Below are 15,782 nucleotides of genomic sequence, written 5' to 3' on the forward strand. Positions count from 1 at the left end.
CGGTAGTCGGGTAAGGCGGTCCTAGTGGGTGGCGCCCAGTTCGACCATGAGCACGCCGCCGATGATGAGGGCGATGCCGCCGAGCATGATCGGGGTGAGGGGTTCCTTGAACAGGATCTTGGATGCGACTGCGGTGAGGGCGACGCCGGAGGCTGCCCAGATGCCGTAGGCGACGCCGAGGCCGAGGCCTTCGTTGAGGGTGAGGGTGAGGAAGCCGAAGGCGAAGAGGTAGCCGACGGCGACGGCGCCGTAGTAGGCGCGTTGCCCAGTGGCGGCCATGCGCAGAGAGATGGCCCCGAAGACCTCGAAGACGATGGCTCCGATGAGGAACAGCCACTGCATCAGATGGACTCCTTCGTGTGAGCGTTCTTGTGCGCGGCTTGGGAGCCGAGTTCGACGGTGAGGACGCCCGCGATGATGAGGGCGATGCCCAGGCCCATGAGGGCGGTGAGCGCTTCGTCGAAGATGAGGGCGGACATGACGGCGGTGAGGGCGACGCCGAGCGCACCCCAGATGCCGTAGGCGACGCCGAGGGCCATGCCTTGCTTCAAGACCAGGGCGAGGAGCGTGAATGAGGCGAGGTATCCGACGGCGACGACGGCGTAGAGCGCGGGGTGGTTGAGGGCGCCCTTGAGGGACAGGGAGCCGGTGACTTCGCTGCAGATGGCTGCGGCCAGGAGGAGCCACTTGGTCATGAGTTCTCCTTGAGGAGTTGGTGGGCGAGTGCTTGGACTGCGTCGCGGTCTTGGTCGGTCAGTGGGATGCCGTTGCTGGCGGCGTTGAGCCAGATGCCGTCGGCGATGAGCCGCACGGCGTGGAACCGGGCGCGTTCGTGGGCAGGGAGGGTCTCAGCGATGTCGACCCATGCGCCCATGCGTTCGTTCCAGCGTTCGCTCAGTGGCTCGCGCAGGCTGGGGTCGGTGAACATGACGAGGTCTCCGAGGTCGAAGTGCCCGTCGCACACCCAGTCGAGGTAGGCACCGAGCCGTGCAGCGGTCGTCCTTGCTGTGGTGTCACTAGTCGGAAGCCGGGTGGTGAGTTCATGCTCGTACTGGTCCATCAGATGGTCGATGACCGCTGTCATCAACGCCTGCTTGGTCCGGAAGTGGTACATCAGCCCCGCCTTGGTAACCCCGGCGGCGCGGGCGGCGGAGTCCAGCGAGACCGATGCGCCGGTGCGCGCCAGCGTCAGGGTGCTGGCGACCATCTCGTCGCGCATGGAGGGCCGGTGCGCTGGAGCCGGGGCGGATGACATCACTTCGTTACTATACCTACCGGTTGGCTAACTAACCAAAGCGGCGGCACGGCTCTTCGAGAGGGGCCGCATCACACGCTCATCGGCATTATGCACGTGATCCGTGGGGTGCTCGGTCATGATGCTTCGCCTTCCGTGAGGCCGTCGAGGAGTCGTCCGAAGAGGTCGGCGCGGTGCTGTTGGCCCTTGGTTTCGGCGTCGTCGTGCTGGGCTTGCAGGGTGGGCCGGAACTCGATGCTGGTCTGGAAGAAGCTGCAGTTCTCGCAGATCGCCTCGTAGGCGCACTCGAGCTCTTCAGGTCTGGTGCAGTGACCGTTGCCGAGCAGCCGGTGGTGCTCGCGTCGCAGCCGGGCCATCTTCGGTCCGATGGCGTCGGCGGGCAGCGGGTCGGCGTGGGCGTAGAGCGCATCGACCTGGTCGGTGACGGCGAAGTACTCATCGGCCACGGTGCGGGCGGCGATCTTGGCGTAGCGCAGGGTCATGTCCATGCTGCGGTGCCCGAGCATCGCCGCAATCGCCTCCAAGGACATGCCGCGGTTGATCGCCTGGGTGGCCAGGGTGTGCCGGAGCTGGTGGGGGTGGATGTGTCCGAGCCCGGCCGCGGCGGCGACGTTGTTCAAGATCCGGGTGACCGAGTGCCGGTCGGCACCCCGGCCGTTCTCCCTGGGCAGCAGCAACGGATGATCGGCCCGCACGTACCGAGTGCGGTAGTCGGCGATCAGCTGCACCAGGTGCGGGTGCAGGGGCAGGTAGCGGTCCTCACGCAGCTTGCCGACCGGGACGTGCAGCCACGGTGCGGCGCCGATCTGCACCACGGCGTCGGCAGGCAAGGCGGTGAACTCACCGACCCGCAGCCCGGTGCGCAGCAGCACCTCAACGGTGACCCGGACCAGCAGTCGCGGCTGGGCTTGCGCCGCTCGGAGCAGTTTCGCCGCGGCGGCGTCATCGAGCGCCTTGGGCAGCGGGTGGTCCTGGCGGGGCAGGTCGCCAGGGAACATCGGCACCCGTGGCGGCGCTTCGTCCCAGCCCCACTCGTCGATCCGCACGAAGAACATCCGCAGCGTGCCGAGCCGGTGCGCCAGGGTCGCGGTGGTGACCCGGGTCTTGTTCTGGCCGGGTCGTTTCGCCAGCCAGGGCTTGTAGTCCTCGACATGGCGGCGGGTCACCTGAGCGATGCTGGTTACCGGCGGTGCGTCCTCGACGAGGAAGCCGGCGAAGGAGCGCAGCGCGATGTCGGCGTTGGTCACGCTGCCCGGCCGCAGTACGCAGCCGATCTGGGTCAGGTAGCGGCGCATCGTGTCCACGATCTGCGGCACCGCGGGCTCGAGCTGTTCCCAGGACGGCAGGGTGCCCATCCCGTTGCGACCCCGCACACCTGCCGAACTCGGCGCAGCTGCCGGGCTCACCGGACGGTCCCGGGGTAGAGCTGGGCGTCGAGGACCTCCGCGGCCTTTCGGTACTGGTTGGCCAGCCAGTCGTCGGCCAGGTGCAGGTAGATCCGGGTGGTCTCGATTGACGCATGCCCTGCTTGGGCCTGGACGGCTTCGAGGGCCATACCCGCTTCGCGGAGCCGGGTCAGGCAGGTGTGCCGCAGCTCGTGGCAGGTCGCGTGCGTCAGCCCGGCGCGACGGCGGGCACCGGTGAGCATCTCGTCCAGCCCGCGCACCGACAGCGGCTTGCCGCGGTTCGGCCCCTTCAACGCCATGAACACCCGGTCGGTGTCCGCGTCGGCGGGGCGTTCAGTGTCGAGATAGGCGACGACCTCGGTGAAGAACCGCGAAGAGACCGGCACCAGGCGTTGGTGGCCGCCCTTCCCCTCAGCGATGAACACCCGGCGCTCGGCGACCCGCAGGTCCTCCAGACGCAGGCCCAGGACCTCGCTGCGGCGCAGCCCACCGAGCACCATCGCGGCCACCATCGCCCGGTCCCGGTGCGTCCTCAGTGCGGCGGTGAGCTGGTCGACCTCGGCCGGGGTGAGGATGCGCGGCAGCCGGCGGGTGCGTCGGGTCAACGGCACACCCTGACCTGGCCGGGACCGCTCCCGCCGGGTCGGCAGACCCCGGGGCACCGGGTTCGCGGTGACCTCCCCGCGCGCCTGCAGGTAGGCGAAGAACCCCGAGATGATCGACAACCGCCGCGCCACCGTGCTCGTCGCAACTGCATGGCTGTCCTCGGCCACCGGCTGCAGTGTCGAACCCCGGCTGGTGCCATTGCGTTGGGCGGTGATGAACCCCAGCACGTCCGCCGGCATCACCTCGTCCGGTGGCTTGGTCACGATCCCGAAGAACACCTTCAGGTCATACGCAGCCGCCAGCACCGTGTTCGGCCGGCACCGCCCCTCGAGGAACTCCAGGTAGTCGTCGACCAGCGGCATTCCGAGCCGCAGCACCGGCTCCCCGGACGGCCCTCGAGAACGGATCAGGCACGGGTCGGACAGGGACATCTCGAGGCCTCCAGCTCCGTCGACAGGCAGCCACAACGGCTCGTCGAAATGTCCTGGAAGATCACGTGCATAACAAGCAGATCCGGTAAACGGCGCCGTCCTCCTAGAGGGCCTCCCCCGGCTCAGTCTCGGCAGCGTTCATCGTCACGACCAATGTCGAGTGACGCAGTGTTGAAAAGATCATCAAGCCTGTTTGGAAAAGTTCGCTGCATCTCGACAACAGTCGGGGATGCGCAAGGGGTTGGCCAGAAACTTCTTCAACTTTCGGGGGGACGCCTTCTGACCTGCGCAAACGCGCGTCCCCCCTCAGCGTCCCCCCTCGAAATCAGGGGTCTGGGGGGACGGATGCGGGGACGCCCGCTCGCGACCTTTCTGCCGTGCACAGCCACGGACGAAAGGAGCGAGTGCGATGAGTGTGGGCGACCAGCTCGGCCTCGACGACAACAGCGAACTGCTCGACCAGGCCCGCCAGAAGTGGCCGGCCTGGGTGGCCACCGATCCGCGCCTCGGCGTGGTCGACAACTTCGACGACCTGCGCTCCTGGCTGCCGACGGTGGACCACGAGGAATCCGACCAGGTCCTCCTGGCGCTGGCCATGCTGGCTGCCCCCGACGGGGGTGACGACGTCGCGGCCGCGGCCGCGCTCGCCAAGTGCCTGCTGCCCGGCGCCTGCCGGCTCGCGGGCTGGCTGAGCACCCTCCCGCCGCGCGAGGTCTTCCGCGACAGCCAGCCGGTCATGGCGGGCACCTGGTCGGCGGTCGAGCGGGTCGACGAGCTCGTGGCCTCGCAGCTGTGGATCGAGGTCCGCACGTTCAAGTGGCGCCGGCTCCGGAAGGTCGCGGCCAACATCTTGATCAACACCCGCGTCGGCGTGCTCCGCGAGGTCGGCGACTTCTTCTACGTCTCCCGGGCCGACCGCACCTGGGCGAACACGACTCTCGTCGAGTCCTTCTCGGCCGGCGACCTGACGAGCGCCGATGCAGGTGCCGGCTACTCAGCCGAGATGCCGACTGAGCGGGTCACAGGCGCGCTGTTCCACCGCCCCGAGATCCTCGCCGACGCCGGACCCGAGCAGGAGGAGCCCACGGGCACCGAGGAGCTCCTGGAGCTGCTCGCGTGGGCGTGCGACCACCAGGTCATCAGCCCCGCCGACCGGTACCTGCTGCTGTGCCTGGTCGAGGAGGCCGACCGGGTCGAGACCCGGCGTCTGGCGCGCGGCTACGGCGGCCTGCTCAGCAACGAGGTCTCCAGCCGGGTCGCGCCCCGCATCGGGGTCTCGGAGGCAACCGTCCGACGCCACGGCTCGCGCACTGTGCGCGCCCTCGCCGCGGCCGCCCCCAGGAAGTTCGGCCATGACGAATAAGCCCGGAAGTGATCGCTCGAACCGCCCCGCAACACATAGGCGACTGGAGGTGGTGAAGCCCATGACAAACACCCACGACGGCGAGACCCGAACGCCGGAGCAGGTCGCCGAGCTGTTCGCGATCGCCGGCCGCGAGATCGAGGCCATCGAGCAGCTGACCGGCTGCGTCGCCCAGCTGCACGAAGTCCAGGCCGCCAAGGCACAGCTGGCGACCCTGACCCCGGCCGAGGTCCGCGCCGCACTCGAGTTCCGCCGCGGCACCATCGGGGAGGCCCAGTGAGCACCCAGACCTCGAGCCGCCCGGTCGGCGTCGACGAGCTCAAGCGCGCCTGGCAGGCACTGAACGCCGGCGAGTTCCGCACCGGCCCCGGCGCAGGCAAGGGCCCCCGCGGCCGCGGCACCGCCGCCGAGGACGACTGGACCCCGGCCGACGGCGAGCACACCATCGCCGTGATCGGGTCCGCAGGATCAGTCGGGGCGAGCACCGTCGCCCTGGCCACCGGCCTCGCTGCAGCCGCACCGGTCCGCGTCATCGAGTGCTGCTCGGTCACCGCCTCCGGCCTCGCCGCGGCCAGCACCGCCGAGCTCGGCCTGCACCCGACCGACTGGCGGCAGGGCAAGCGCGACCACGTCCTGCTCGAGCGCGCCAGCGAGGTCCTCGCCGGCGTCGACGAGGTCCCGCTGCCCACCGACGCCGAGCACGACACCCAGCTGACCATCCTCGACATCGGCTGGGAGGCCGGCCAGCTGCTGGCCACCTACTGCTGGCTCGCCGAAGCCGTCCGCACCGCCGACCAGGTCGTCCTGGTCACCACCGCCACCGTCCCCGGGATGCGCCGCGCCGGTGTCGTCATGGACCTCCTCGCCGGCCACTGGCAGCCCGAGCAGATCACCCTCGCCATCCGCGGCCCGCGCCGCAAGAAGTGGCCCCGCGGCCTCGAGCACGCCGGCGGCCCCGCCGTACGTCGCGCCCTGGACGCGGACCGGTGCGTGGAGATCCCCGAGGACCGCGAGCTCGCGGTCAACGGCCTGGACTCCCGGCCCGTCCCGGCCCCCCTGATCTCGGCAGCACGTCAGCTGCTCGAGCCCCAACACCTGTCCACCGACACCAGCGAAAGCGCCTGACCCGCCCGGGTCAGCAAACCCAGAAAGGAAGTCCACCCATGGACGTCATGACCGCACTCCTCCCGATGGCCGCCCAGGTCTGCCCGAAGGCGCCCCCGGGTGCTGTCGGCCCCACCAACGAGATCACCAGCTACGTGCTGTGGGGCGTCATCGTCCTGTTCGGTCTCGGCATCATCATCGCCATCGGCGCGATCATCGCCGGCCGGGTGTTCTCCCTGCCGCACGCCTCCAAGGTCGGCGTGATCTCGGTGGTGGTCGTGTTCGCCTGCGCGATCGCCTACTTGGTGCTGCCCGGGATGCTCAACGGGATCCTCGGCAAGGGCTGCATCTGATGCGGCGCGCAGCCACGAAGAAGGCAGAAGGCACCAGCGAGTGGAGCCGGCGTCGGTTGCTCGGCATCCTTGCCGCCGCCGTCGCCGTGGCTGCGCTCCTGCTCGGCGGCCTCGTGTACGCGGTCTACCTGGCGGTCTCCGGTATCGGTGGCGAGGCCAGCGCGAACACCGGCGTGGCCACCGGCGAGACCGAGCGCTCGACGGTGGCCCGCGGTGCCGCGCATCGCGACGAGATCGCGGCCGAGCCGATGCTGACCGTGCCCGAGAGCGCGGCCTTCCCCGCCGAGACCACCAGCGCCAAGGCCCCGGAGATCAAGATCCCGACCGGGACCGGAGTCAACGGACCCGCGTTCGTGATGACCGGGTTCCCGCAGACCCCGGAGGGCGCGATCGGCCAGCTGGCCCAGATCGACCTCGCGGTGCTGCAGTCGATGAGCCTGAGCACCGCCGAGGAGGTCTACAACGCCTGGGCGCTGCCCGGCGGGGTCCGGGCGGAGGACTGGTGGATCACCGCCAGCGTCCGCGCGTTCCTCTCCAGCACCGGGATGGGCGAGGTCAAGGACCCCAGCGCCTCGGTCTCCCTGGAGCCCGCCGCCGCGCTCGTCAAGGGCACCGACGGCCCCGACTGGGCCACGGTCTGCGTGCTGATGAAGGTCAGCGCCACCTACAAGTCCGAAGGCCAGATCGCCTTCGCGCACTGCGAGCGCATGCAGTGGGTCGGCGGCCGCTGGATGGTCGCCCCCGGCGCCCCGCCGGCACCCGCGCCCGCGACCTGGCCCGGAACCCAGCTGGCACTCGAGGCCGGCTGGCGCACCTGGTCCACCGACCACACCGAACCCATCAACCCCGGCGACCACGGCGACCACGGACACCACGAAGGGGAGCACTGAGATGAGCAACCGCATGAACGACTCGATGGGGGAGTCCCGCACCACCCTGCTGCGCGTGGGCGTCCTGGTGGTGATCGCCGCCCTGGTGGCGACCGCCGTCTGGCTCGGAGCGCGCGGCCGGACCGACGACAGCCGCGGCACCGACAAGACCAGCGGCGACTCCTCGAGCCAGACCGGGCAGCAGGAGCAGAACGTCTCGGTCGACCAGGTCGCCCCGGAGACCGCCCCCGCCGACGGCGTGGAGATCCCGACCGGCGCCGAGGTGGTCGACGGCTACCCGACCCGGTTCCCCCAGACCGACCTGGGCGCGGTCGCGCTGCAGGTCGAGGTCGCCAAGGCGCAGGTCGGGTTCGACTACGACCAGGCCGCCGCCGTCGCCGGCCTGTACGCCAACCCCGAGGACAAGGCCGTCTTCGAGCAGCGCGCCCGCGACGCCGTCGCACTGCGCCGCCAGCAGGCCGGCGTCCCGAAGGAGGGTGACGTCCCCCCGCCCGCGTCGTACGCCGTGACGCCGATCGCCTACACCCTCGAGGAGCTCGACACCGGCTACTACGCGGTGAACCTGCTCAGCTACGTCACCCTGACGACCGCCAACGGCAAGGTCAGCGACGGCCTCTACGCCGGCACCCAGCTGATGCGGTGGATCGAGGTCGACGGCGTGGGCGACTGGCGCCTGGCCCAGGGCAGCGATGAGGACATCGAGCACCTGGTCTCCACCGGCCAGCCCAAGGCGGTCGCGCCTGGCACCCCGGAGTACAAGCAGGCCGGCTGGATCCCGATCAACGGAGCCCCCCAGTGACCGCCGGCGACCTCTTCCACCGGGTGACCCGGCTCGGCATCGGCGCCCTGGCGGTCCTGGTCCTCACCACGCTCCTCGGGGCGGCCATGGCCATCCAGCCGCCCGCCGCGGCCGCGGCCGAGCCGCCGGCCGCCACGGCGAACGTCGCCACGGCGAACGTCGCCACGGTTGAGACCGCCGGCCAGCTGCCGGCCCGCAACGTCAAGATGGGCTGCCCCGGCCCCGACGCGCTGTGCGACCTCGGCGGTGACGCGCTCGACTGCGCCAAGGACCCGATCGACTGCGGCAAAGACGCAGCCGGCGAGGTCAAGGACGGCACCGGGAACGTGATCAACGGCGCCGGAGACGTCCTCGACGGGGCCGCCGGGCTGCTCCCGGACGGCTGCGGCATCCTCGACGCGATCTGCGACGGCGGACTCCCCGGCCTCCCCGGGCTCCCGGGCCTGCCTGGCGTCCCCGGTCTGCCCGGGATCCCCGGCCTCCCGAACGTCGGCGACCTGTTCGGTGGCGGCATCCCGGGCCTCGGGGACATCCCCAACCCGTTCGAGGCGATCGGGGACGTCATCGCCAAGGCCGCGGCCGACGCCTGGACGGCGGCCATGCTCGCGGTCTGGAACTCCGGCCTGTTCGTGCTGCGCATCGTGCTCACGTTCAGCGAGCTGTTCTTGACCCCCGACCTGCGCGCCGACGGACCGGGCAAGGACGTCTACGCCTTCACCCTCTGGCTCGCGGTCGCCCTGGTGGTCATCTTGGCGATGATCCAGCTCGGTGCTGCGGCGTTCAAGCGCGAGGGCAAGGGGCTCGCGCGGGCGTTCATCGGCGCCGGCCAGTTCGTCTTGGTCTGCGCCTGCTGGTTCGGCTACTGCGTGATGATCGTCGCCGCGTGCGGCGCCATCACCAAGGCGCTGATGAAGTCGCTGCTCAAGGTGCAGACCTGGCCCGACTGGGACCCCCTGGGCGGCCTCGGTATCGACGACATCACCGACGCCGGCGTGGCCACCGCGCTCGCCTTCCTCGGCATCTTCCTGTGGCTGGCCGCGATCGGGCACGTCCTGGTCTACCTGGCCCGCGCGGCGTCGCTGCTCGTGCTGACCGCCACCGGCCCGCTCTCGGCGGCCGGGCTGGTCTCCGACTTCACCCGCTCCTGGTTCTGGAAGAGCCTGCGGTGGTTCCACGCCGCGGCGTTCACCCCGGTGCTGATGGTGATGGTGCTGGGCATCGGTGTGCAGTTCGCCAACGGCGTCGCCGCCCACCTCGCCGACGACACCGCCAAGGCGTTCGGCACCGCCCTGCCGGCGGTGATGACGATCCTGATCAGCGTCGTCGCGCCGCTGGCCCTGTTCAAGCTCCTGGCATTCGTCGACCCCGGCACCCCCAGCGGAGCGTCGTTCCGGCAGGGCATGGCCATCCAGGGCGGCCTCCAGGGCCTGCTCAGCGGTGGCGGTGCCGGCGGCGGCTCCGCGGCCGCGTCGACCACCGACGGCAACGGCCGCTCCTCGGGTGAGCAGAGCGCCGAGGCCTCGACCGGCGACCGGTTCAACAAGTCCACCCAGGGCGTCCTCGGCAGCTTCGGCCCGGTCGGGCAGGCGCTGTCGACCGGCATGGGCTGGATCAACTCCGCCGGCGCCAAGGCCACCTCCCTGATGTCGGACGAGACCAACCAGGCCGGCGTCGGGCAGAGCACCTACGGCCCCGACTTCAGCAACATGGGTGGCCGACAGTCCGGTGGCCAGTCGGGTGGCCAGTCCGGCGACCAGAGCAGCGGCACGCACCCCGGCTCCCAGAACAACGGCGACGACGACCCGCCCCCGAACCCGCCCATGCCGCCGGCACCGCCGACCCCGCCGACGCTGCCCACCGGTGGCGCACCGGGCGGCGGCTCGGGTGGCGGCCAGAACGGGTCCGGAGGAGCCGCAGCTACGCCCAAGACTCCCGCCGCCGGTGGCGGAGGAGCGGCCGGCGGCGCCGGCGGGATCCCCCCGGTGGCGGTGTAGCCGATGCGCCCCGCCACCTGCCCCCAACCCCGATCGACCTCTACAGACCCGGAAGGAAGCCGACGATGACCATCTACGCCGACTACCAGCGCGACCGCATCGGCTGGTTCTTCGGCCTCTCCGGAGGCCAGCTGATGTTCCTGGCGCTGGCCAGCCTGCCGGCGTTCTGGGCGATCAGCCGCGGAGCGTGGTTCTCCGCGTTCCTGTTCGCGCTGGTCTGGCTGTTCCTGCTGGGCATCACCGTCATCCCGGTCCGGGGCCGCTCGGCCACCGGCTGGGTGTTCGCCTCGAGCATGTACGCCGTCGGCGGGCTGCTCGGCTGGACCTCCTTCCGCGCCAAGGCGGCCCAGGGCCGAGCTGAGGACCTCGACACCCCCGACCTTCCCGGGGTGCTGCAGGGCATCAAGATCCACGACGGCCCGCCGCACGGCTCGCAGCTGCAGCGCGTCGGAGTGATCCACGACGACGCCACGAAGACCTGGGCAGTCACCGCCGCGGTCGTCCACCCCGGCATCGGCATGAAGGACACCGAGGAGCGCAGCCGCTACGGGGAGGCGCTGGCCGGGCTGCTCGACGTCGCCGGCCGCACCGAGAAGATCGACGAGATCCTCTTCATGATCCGCACCGTCCCCGAGGACGGTGCCGAGCGCGAGCTGTGGGTAACCAAGCACCGCCGCAGCAACGCGCCGGAGCTGTCCGAGGTCGTCAACAGCGACCTCGCGGTCGGCCTCACCCAGGCGTCGGTGCGCACCGAGCAGTTCGTCACGATCGTCGTCCCGGAGACCCGGATCGCCCGGTCGGCCAAGGAGTCCGGCGGCGGGTTCGAGGGCCGCTGCCGCGAGCTCTACCTGCTCATGGCCGAGATCGAGGCCCAGCTGCGCGGCCCGATGGGCATGACGTCGGTCCGCTGGCTCACGTCACCGGAGCTCGCCCTGGCCTCCCGGACAGGGTTCGCCCCCGGCGACCGCGCCAGCATCGTCGAGGCCCTCGCCATGCGGGAGAAGGACCCGAACGTGAACGCCGACGTGCCCTGGGCGCTGGCTGGTCCCTCGGGCGCCGACGCGACGGTGCGGCACTACAGCCACGACGCGTGGAACTCGATCAGCGCCACCATCAAGCTCCCGACCCGCGGCGTCGCGATGGGCGCACTCGCACCGATCCTCACCCCCAGCGAGTCGGGGGAGCGGCGCTCGTTCGTCGTCGCCTTCCCGATCGTGTCCCAGTCCAAGGCCGACCGGCAGTCCGGCAACGCCGAGTGGGCCGCGGACCTGGCCGAGGGCATGAACGAGAAGCTCGGCCGCAAGACCCGCGCCAAGCAGCGGGACGAGGCCCACAAGGCCCGCGGCCTGGACGCCAAGCTGGCCCGCGGCAACGCGCTCGTCCGGCCTTACGCGGTCTGCACGGTCACGGTTCCCAAGACGCTACGAATCACCGAGTTCGGCCGCCGCCTGGACGCCTCGATCCGTCGCGCCGGGTTCGCGCCGCTACGGCTCGACCTCGCCCAGGACGTCGGCTTCGCCGCCTCGACCATCCCCGTCGGGATGAGCCTGACCCGGAGCGGAGACGCCTGATGCCCACCACCACCCGCCGGAACCGTGGCAGCGGCCGCGACATGGCCGCCCTGCTGTCGGACTTCGGCCACGACCTGCCCACGATCCCCACGCTCGCGCCGGAGGCCAAGGAGCCCCGGATCTTCAAGTACGCCCCGCGCCGCGGCGCGGCACGCCGCGGCCGCGGATGGGCGCCCGCCTCCGCCCCGGCGCAGGCCTGGCGGATGACCAGCGACCAGGCTCCGGTGTTCTGGCCGTTCGTGTCCGCGCCGGCCCTGCCCCCGACCGGGGCGCAGATGGGCGTCGACCAGCTCTCTGGCGGCTCGTTCTACTGCGACCCGTTCGGGTGGGTGCTGCGCGACGACGTGCCGGCGACCAACCCCAACATCTTCCAGTTCGCCAAGCCGGGAAGCGGCAAGTCCGGCACCACCAAGGCGTTCTGCACCCGGATGATGCCCTTCGGCTACCGCACCCTGGTCACCGGCGACGTCAAGGACGAGTACGAGTCCCTGTGTCGCGCGCTCGGTGTCGAGCCCTTCGTCATCGCCCCCGGCTTCTCGGCCCGGGTCAACCCGCTGTCCATGGGGCCGCTCGGCGACGGGTGGGAGAAGCTCTCGGCCGAGGAGGCCCAGAGGCGCGCCACCATCATCTTCAAGCGGTGGCTGGTCCTGGTCCGCGGCCTGGTCGGCTCCATGAAGATCGACGACGAGCGGCGGGTGCCCTTCGGCCCCGACGAGTCCGACGTCGTCCGCAACGCGCTGCAGATCCTCACCGGCTACGCCGCCGGCAACACGGTGCTGCAGGAGACGACCATCCCGCGGCTGTGGGACCTGCTCCGCAACCCGACCGAGGAGCTCGTCCGGGCCTGCGAGTACGCGAACCCCCGCGTGTTCCTCGACGAGACCCGGCTGCTGCGCAACGCGCTCGGCGAGCTGGTCACCGGCACCCTGGCCGGCCTCTTCGACGACTTCACCAACATCGAGGTCGACTGGCGCGCCCCGATCCAGTCGTTCAGCCTCTCCCGGCTCGACGGCCTGGGCGACGAGGCGGTGGGCATCGCGCTGCTGTGCATGAACTCCTGGGGCCGCGGCCTGCGGGAGATCGCCGAACCCGGCGACCTGCGCATCGTCGTGCGCGACGAGGTCTGGAAGCAGATGCGTCTCGGCACCGCCGCGGTGGCCAGCTTCGACGCCGACCTGCGGCTCTCCCGCGGCATGGCCGGCAAGGGCGGCGACATCCAGTTCTGCAACCTCCACAAGCCCTCCGACCTGCTCTCGGTCGGCGACGCTGACTCCCAGGCCGCGATGATCGCCAAGGACCTCCTCGAGCTGGCCGACATCAAGATCCTCGGCGCCCAGAAGCCCCGCGTCGCCCGCGAGCTCGACTCGATGCTCGGGCTCGGCCCGATCGCCCAGGACCTCGTCTCCGGGTGGGCGATGCAGGACAAGGGTCGCGCGCTGTGGTGCATCGGCGACGCCACCTACAAGGTCCAGACGGTGCTCCACCCGCTGGAGAAGAAGCTCTACTACACCAACGAGGCCATCGAGGCCGCCGCCTGAGGCGCTCGGGACTGACCTGTCGTGAAGAAGCTCCTGCTCGCCGGACTGCCGGTCCTGATCATCTTCATGGGCCTGCCGCTGCTGGTCTCCCTGATGGTGGTCATGAGCACGACCGCGGCCGCGGAGTGCCGCACCCAGACCGACCAGACCGCCCCCACCGAGCTCGGGGACCTCGGCGTCATCGACGGACCCGTGGGCGGTCCGGTCAAGGGCAAGGTCACCCTGGCGCAGGCCAACATCCCGCGCCGGTCCGGCCTCGACGGCTTCCGGGCGTCCATGCCCAAGGTCCTCTCGACCAACCCTGACTTCGTCACCCTCAACGAGGCCAGCGGGTGGACCCTGGCGCAGATCGAGGCCGCCGCCCCCGGCTATGGCGCGTTTCGGGTCGCCGACCACACCGGCGACAACAACTCCATGGGCAACGTCGTGCTCTGGAAGCGCGACACCTGGTCCAAGGCCAACGGCGGCCGGGTCACCCTCGTCGTCGACGACAACACCTACTACCAGGGCCGGGCGGTCACCTGGGACCGGTTCGCCACCTGGGTGATCCTCGAGCGCGCCGACGGCGCCGTGGTCTCGGTCATCTCCACCCACCACATGACCAACCCGCACAAGTTCCCCCGGCAGCACGGGAACCCGCCGCTGACCCGGCCCCAGCAGTACGGCGCCGGCATGGACATCCTGCTGCAGCTGCGCAACTCGCTGGCCACCCACGGCCCGGTGCTCATCGGCGGCGACATGAACACCCACGCCTCCTACACCGACCTGCCCTGGGCGGCGGCCGCGAAGATGAAGGCCGCCGGCTACGGCTGGCACAACCACGCGGTCGACTTCGTCTTCTTCCCCCAGCACCAGGGCGTGCGCCTCGAGCGGGGATGGTCCGGAACGATGGTCTCCGACCACCACTGGATCTCCGCCCGCCTCTCCATGAACGGCGCCGGCCCCGAGAGCGTGCCCGCGCCTGCGGCCACCAGCGATGGTGTCGTGAACGCCGCCCACACCACGAGGACGGCGGCCGAGCCGCCATCCGGGAACGTGCTCGGCCAGCTGATGCGTCTGCGGTTCGCCTCCAGCTACCCGACCATGACCGCCGAGCAAGCCCGCAACGCGATCACCATCGCCCAGGTCGCCCGCGACCTCCAGGTGCCCCGCCGCGGACTGCAGATCGCCATCGCCACCGCGATCCAGGAGTCCAAGCTGGTCAACCTCACCGGCGGCGACCGCGACTCCGGCGGCCTGTTCCAGCAGCGCCCCTCGCAGGGCTGGGGCAGCCGTGCCGAGGTCACCAACCCGGTCCTTGCGGCGCGGGCCTTCTTCGGTGAAGCCCAGCACACCGGCAACCCCGGCCTGCTCGACATCCCCGGCTGGCAGAAGATGCCGCTGACCCAGGCCGCCCAGGCCGTGCAGCGCTCCGGCTACCCCGACGCCTACGCCCAGTGGGAGGACGTTGCCGGCGACATCACTGACCTGCTCGGCGGCGACCTGCCCGACCTGCCCGACGACGGCTCCACCACGAACGTGGCCAACTGTCAGGGCGAGACCGTCAACCCGGTCACCGTCGGCACCCTCAACCTGCTCGGCGCCGGCCACACCGACAAGGCGGGGGAGCGGCCCGGCTACGACACCTGGGACAAGCGACTGCCCGGCGCCATGCGCACGATCGAGAACGCAGGTGTCACGATCGCCGGCCTCCAGGAGGTGCACGGCCCGCAGGCCCAGGCGCTGGAGAACCAGTACGCGGCCAAGTGGGGGATCTACCCGGCCAGCGGGAAGGCACAGAACCGGGTCATCTGGGACCGCAACGAGTGGAAGCAGACCGACGGCCGGCTCGTCGACATCCCCTACTTCGGTGGCAAGGACGTCGGCATGCCCCTGGTGCAGCTGACGTCGACCACCACCGGCCAGGTCATCTGGGTGTGGAGCATCCACAACCCGGCCAACACCCACGGGGACGCCGCCGCGCACCGCAAGGAAGCGCTGCGACGCCAGCTGGCCACCATGACCGACGTCGCCGGCACCGGGGTCCCGGCGGTGATCCTGGGCGACTTCAACGACGGCAAGGACGGCAGCAACTCCTCACACTGCGCGCTCACCCCCGAACTCACCAACGCCTTCGGTGGATCGGCAGAGCCCTGCAAGAAGCCCAAGAAGGACGCGCCGATCGACCACATCTACGGCGCCAACCTCACCTGGGCCAGCGCCGAGGTTGACAACAGCACGCAGGCCAGCAAGATCGCCGACCACCCGCTGGTGGTCGCCACCACCGCCGGCAGCAGCGCGGGCTGCGCGGTCGCGCAGGCGACCAACTACAACCTCGGCCCGGTCAAGCCGCAGCTGACGCAGCTGGTCAACATCCTCGGCCCGATGTTCGACATCAAGACCGTCGGCGGCTACCGCGAGAGCGCCACCGACCCCAACGGCCACCCGGCCGGGCTCGCGGCCGACTTCATGGTCCCGCTCACGCCCGCCGGC

Annotated in this window: 14 protein-coding genes and 3 pseudogenes; 12 read left to right on the forward strand and 5 right to left on the reverse strand. The window is 70.8% G+C overall.

Annotated features, from left to right (window positions below):
- Nucleotides 1-21: 21 nt before the first annotated feature.
- The 5 genes from QI633_RS27255 to QI633_RS27275 form a co-directional block, all read right to left on the reverse strand.
- A complete protein-coding gene (locus QI633_RS27255; protein ID WP_282429409.1) occupies nt 22-342 on the reverse strand; it encodes an SMR family transporter in 321 nt (106 codons plus the stop codon).
- Nucleotides 342-695 (reverse strand): SMR family transporter, encoded by a 354-nt coding sequence (locus tag QI633_RS27260; RefSeq protein WP_282429410.1) that lies wholly within the window; start codon nt 693-695, stop codon nt 342-344. The genes QI633_RS27255 and QI633_RS27260 overlap by 1 nt, the downstream gene beginning before the upstream one ends.
- Nucleotides 692-1,219 (reverse strand): TetR/AcrR family transcriptional regulator, encoded by a 528-nt coding sequence (locus QI633_RS27265; RefSeq protein ID WP_282429411.1) that lies wholly within the window; start codon nt 1,217-1,219, stop codon nt 692-694. Before QI633_RS27265 ends, QI633_RS27260 begins: the two co-directional genes overlap by 4 nt.
- Nucleotides 1,220-1,371: 152 nt before the next feature.
- The gene (locus tag QI633_RS27270; protein WP_282429412.1) at nt 1,372-2,610 is read right to left on the reverse strand and encodes a site-specific integrase; all 1,239 of its coding nucleotides are present in this window, start codon (nt 2,608-2,610) and stop codon (nt 1,372-1,374) included.
- A 47-nt stretch (nt 2,611-2,657) separates the two neighbouring features.
- Nucleotides 2,658-3,698, reverse strand: coding sequence for a tyrosine-type recombinase/integrase (locus QI633_RS27275; RefSeq protein WP_282429413.1), 1,041 nt, complete (start codon nt 3,696-3,698; stop codon nt 2,658-2,660).
- 409 nt (nt 3,699-4,107) lie between these two features.
- On the opposite strand from QI633_RS27275, the gene QI633_RS27280 reads away from it, so the two are divergent.
- The 12 genes and pseudogenes from QI633_RS27280 to QI633_RS27605 all read left to right on the forward strand — a co-directional run.
- The gene (locus QI633_RS27280; protein ID WP_282429414.1) at nt 4,108-5,061 is read left to right on the forward strand and encodes a hypothetical protein; all 954 of its coding nucleotides are present in this window, start codon (nt 4,108-4,110) and stop codon (nt 5,059-5,061) included.
- 61 nt (nt 5,062-5,122) lie between these two features.
- The gene (locus QI633_RS27285) at nt 5,123-5,341 is read left to right on the forward strand and encodes a hypothetical protein (protein WP_282429415.1); all 219 of its coding nucleotides are present in this window, start codon (nt 5,123-5,125) and stop codon (nt 5,339-5,341) included.
- Nucleotides 5,338-6,186: a hypothetical protein gene (locus tag QI633_RS27290; protein ID WP_282429416.1), complete on the forward strand. Its 849-nt coding sequence runs from the start codon at nt 5,338-5,340 to the stop codon at nt 6,184-6,186. The genes QI633_RS27285 and QI633_RS27290 overlap by 4 nt, the downstream gene beginning before the upstream one ends.
- Before the next feature lie 38 nt (nt 6,187-6,224).
- A complete protein-coding gene (locus tag QI633_RS27295) occupies nt 6,225-6,518 on the forward strand; it encodes a hypothetical protein (RefSeq protein ID WP_056890610.1) in 294 nt (97 codons plus the stop codon).
- On the forward strand, nt 6,518-7,408 hold the full coding sequence (locus tag QI633_RS27300; protein WP_282429338.1) for a hypothetical protein: 891 nt from the start codon (nt 6,518-6,520) through the stop codon (nt 7,406-7,408). The genes QI633_RS27295 and QI633_RS27300 overlap by 1 nt, the downstream gene beginning before the upstream one ends.
- A gap of 1 nt (nt 7,409) precedes the next feature.
- Nucleotides 7,410-8,207, forward strand: coding sequence for a hypothetical protein (locus QI633_RS27305; RefSeq protein ID WP_282429339.1), 798 nt, complete (start codon nt 7,410-7,412; stop codon nt 8,205-8,207).
- A complete protein-coding gene (locus QI633_RS27310) occupies nt 8,204-10,201 on the forward strand; it encodes a type IV secretion system protein (protein ID WP_282429340.1) in 1,998 nt (665 codons plus the stop codon). Before QI633_RS27305 ends, QI633_RS27310 begins: the two co-directional genes overlap by 4 nt.
- A 65-nt stretch (nt 10,202-10,266) precedes the next feature.
- Nucleotides 10,267-11,772, forward strand: coding sequence for an SCO6880 family protein (locus QI633_RS27315; RefSeq protein WP_282429341.1), 1,506 nt, complete (start codon nt 10,267-10,269; stop codon nt 11,770-11,772).
- The gene (locus tag QI633_RS27320) at nt 11,772-13,310 is read left to right on the forward strand and encodes an ATP-binding protein (protein WP_282429342.1); all 1,539 of its coding nucleotides are present in this window, start codon (nt 11,772-11,774) and stop codon (nt 13,308-13,310) included. The genes QI633_RS27315 and QI633_RS27320 overlap by 1 nt, the downstream gene beginning before the upstream one ends.
- Before the next feature lie 276 nt (nt 13,311-13,586).
- A pseudogene (locus QI633_RS27325) lies at nt 13,587-14,201 on the forward strand (endonuclease/exonuclease/phosphatase family protein); the annotation flags it as partial.
- A gap of 246 nt (nt 14,202-14,447) precedes the next feature.
- Nucleotides 14,448-14,762: pseudogene (locus QI633_RS27330) on the forward strand (cell wall hydrolase); the annotation flags it as partial.
- 123 nt (nt 14,763-14,885) lie between these two features.
- A pseudogene (locus QI633_RS27605) lies at nt 14,886-15,500 on the forward strand (endonuclease/exonuclease/phosphatase family protein); the annotation flags it as partial.
- Nucleotides 15,501-15,782: the final 282 nt, after the last annotated feature.

The organism is Nocardioides sp. QY071 (assembly GCF_029961765.1).
In the GTDB taxonomy this organism is placed as follows: Bacteria; Actinomycetota; Actinomycetes; order Propionibacteriales; family Nocardioidaceae; genus Nocardioides.

What these genes read in the sequence shown, in the direction of transcription:
- QI633_RS27285 (WP_282429415.1), top strand. Translation starts at nt 5,123, where the DNA reads ATGACAAACACCCACGACGGCGAGACCCGAACGCCGGAGCAGGTCGCC.
- QI633_RS27265 (WP_282429411.1), bottom strand. Translation starts at nt 1,219, where the DNA reads ATGCGCGACGAGATGGTCGCCAGCACCCTGACGCTGGCGCGCACCGGC.
- QI633_RS27295 (WP_056890610.1), top strand. Translation starts at nt 6,225, where the DNA reads ATGGACGTCATGACCGCACTCCTCCCGATGGCCGCCCAGGTCTGCCCG.
- QI633_RS27320 (WP_282429342.1), top strand. Translation starts at nt 11,772, where the DNA reads ATGCCCACCACCACCCGCCGGAACCGTGGCAGCGGCCGCGACATGGCC.
- QI633_RS27275 (WP_282429413.1), bottom strand. Translation starts at nt 3,698, where the DNA reads ATGTCCCTGTCCGACCCGTGCCTGATCCGTTCTCGAGGGCCGTCCGGG.
- QI633_RS27280 (WP_282429414.1), top strand. Translation starts at nt 4,108, where the DNA reads ATGAGTGTGGGCGACCAGCTCGGCCTCGACGACAACAGCGAACTGCTC.
- QI633_RS27255 (WP_282429409.1), bottom strand. Translation starts at nt 342, where the DNA reads ATGCAGTGGCTGTTCCTCATCGGAGCCATCGTCTTCGAGGTCTTCGGG.
- QI633_RS27270 (WP_282429412.1), bottom strand. Translation starts at nt 2,610, where the DNA reads ATGGGCACCCTGCCGTCCTGGGAACAGCTCGAGCCCGCGGTGCCGCAG.
- QI633_RS27305 (WP_282429339.1), top strand. Translation starts at nt 7,410, where the DNA reads ATGAGCAACCGCATGAACGACTCGATGGGGGAGTCCCGCACCACCCTG.
- QI633_RS27315 (WP_282429341.1), top strand. Translation starts at nt 10,267, where the DNA reads ATGACCATCTACGCCGACTACCAGCGCGACCGCATCGGCTGGTTCTTC.
- QI633_RS27300 (WP_282429338.1), top strand. Translation starts at nt 6,518, where the DNA reads ATGCGGCGCGCAGCCACGAAGAAGGCAGAAGGCACCAGCGAGTGGAGC.
- QI633_RS27260 (WP_282429410.1), bottom strand. Translation starts at nt 695, where the DNA reads ATGACCAAGTGGCTCCTCCTGGCCGCAGCCATCTGCAGCGAAGTCACC.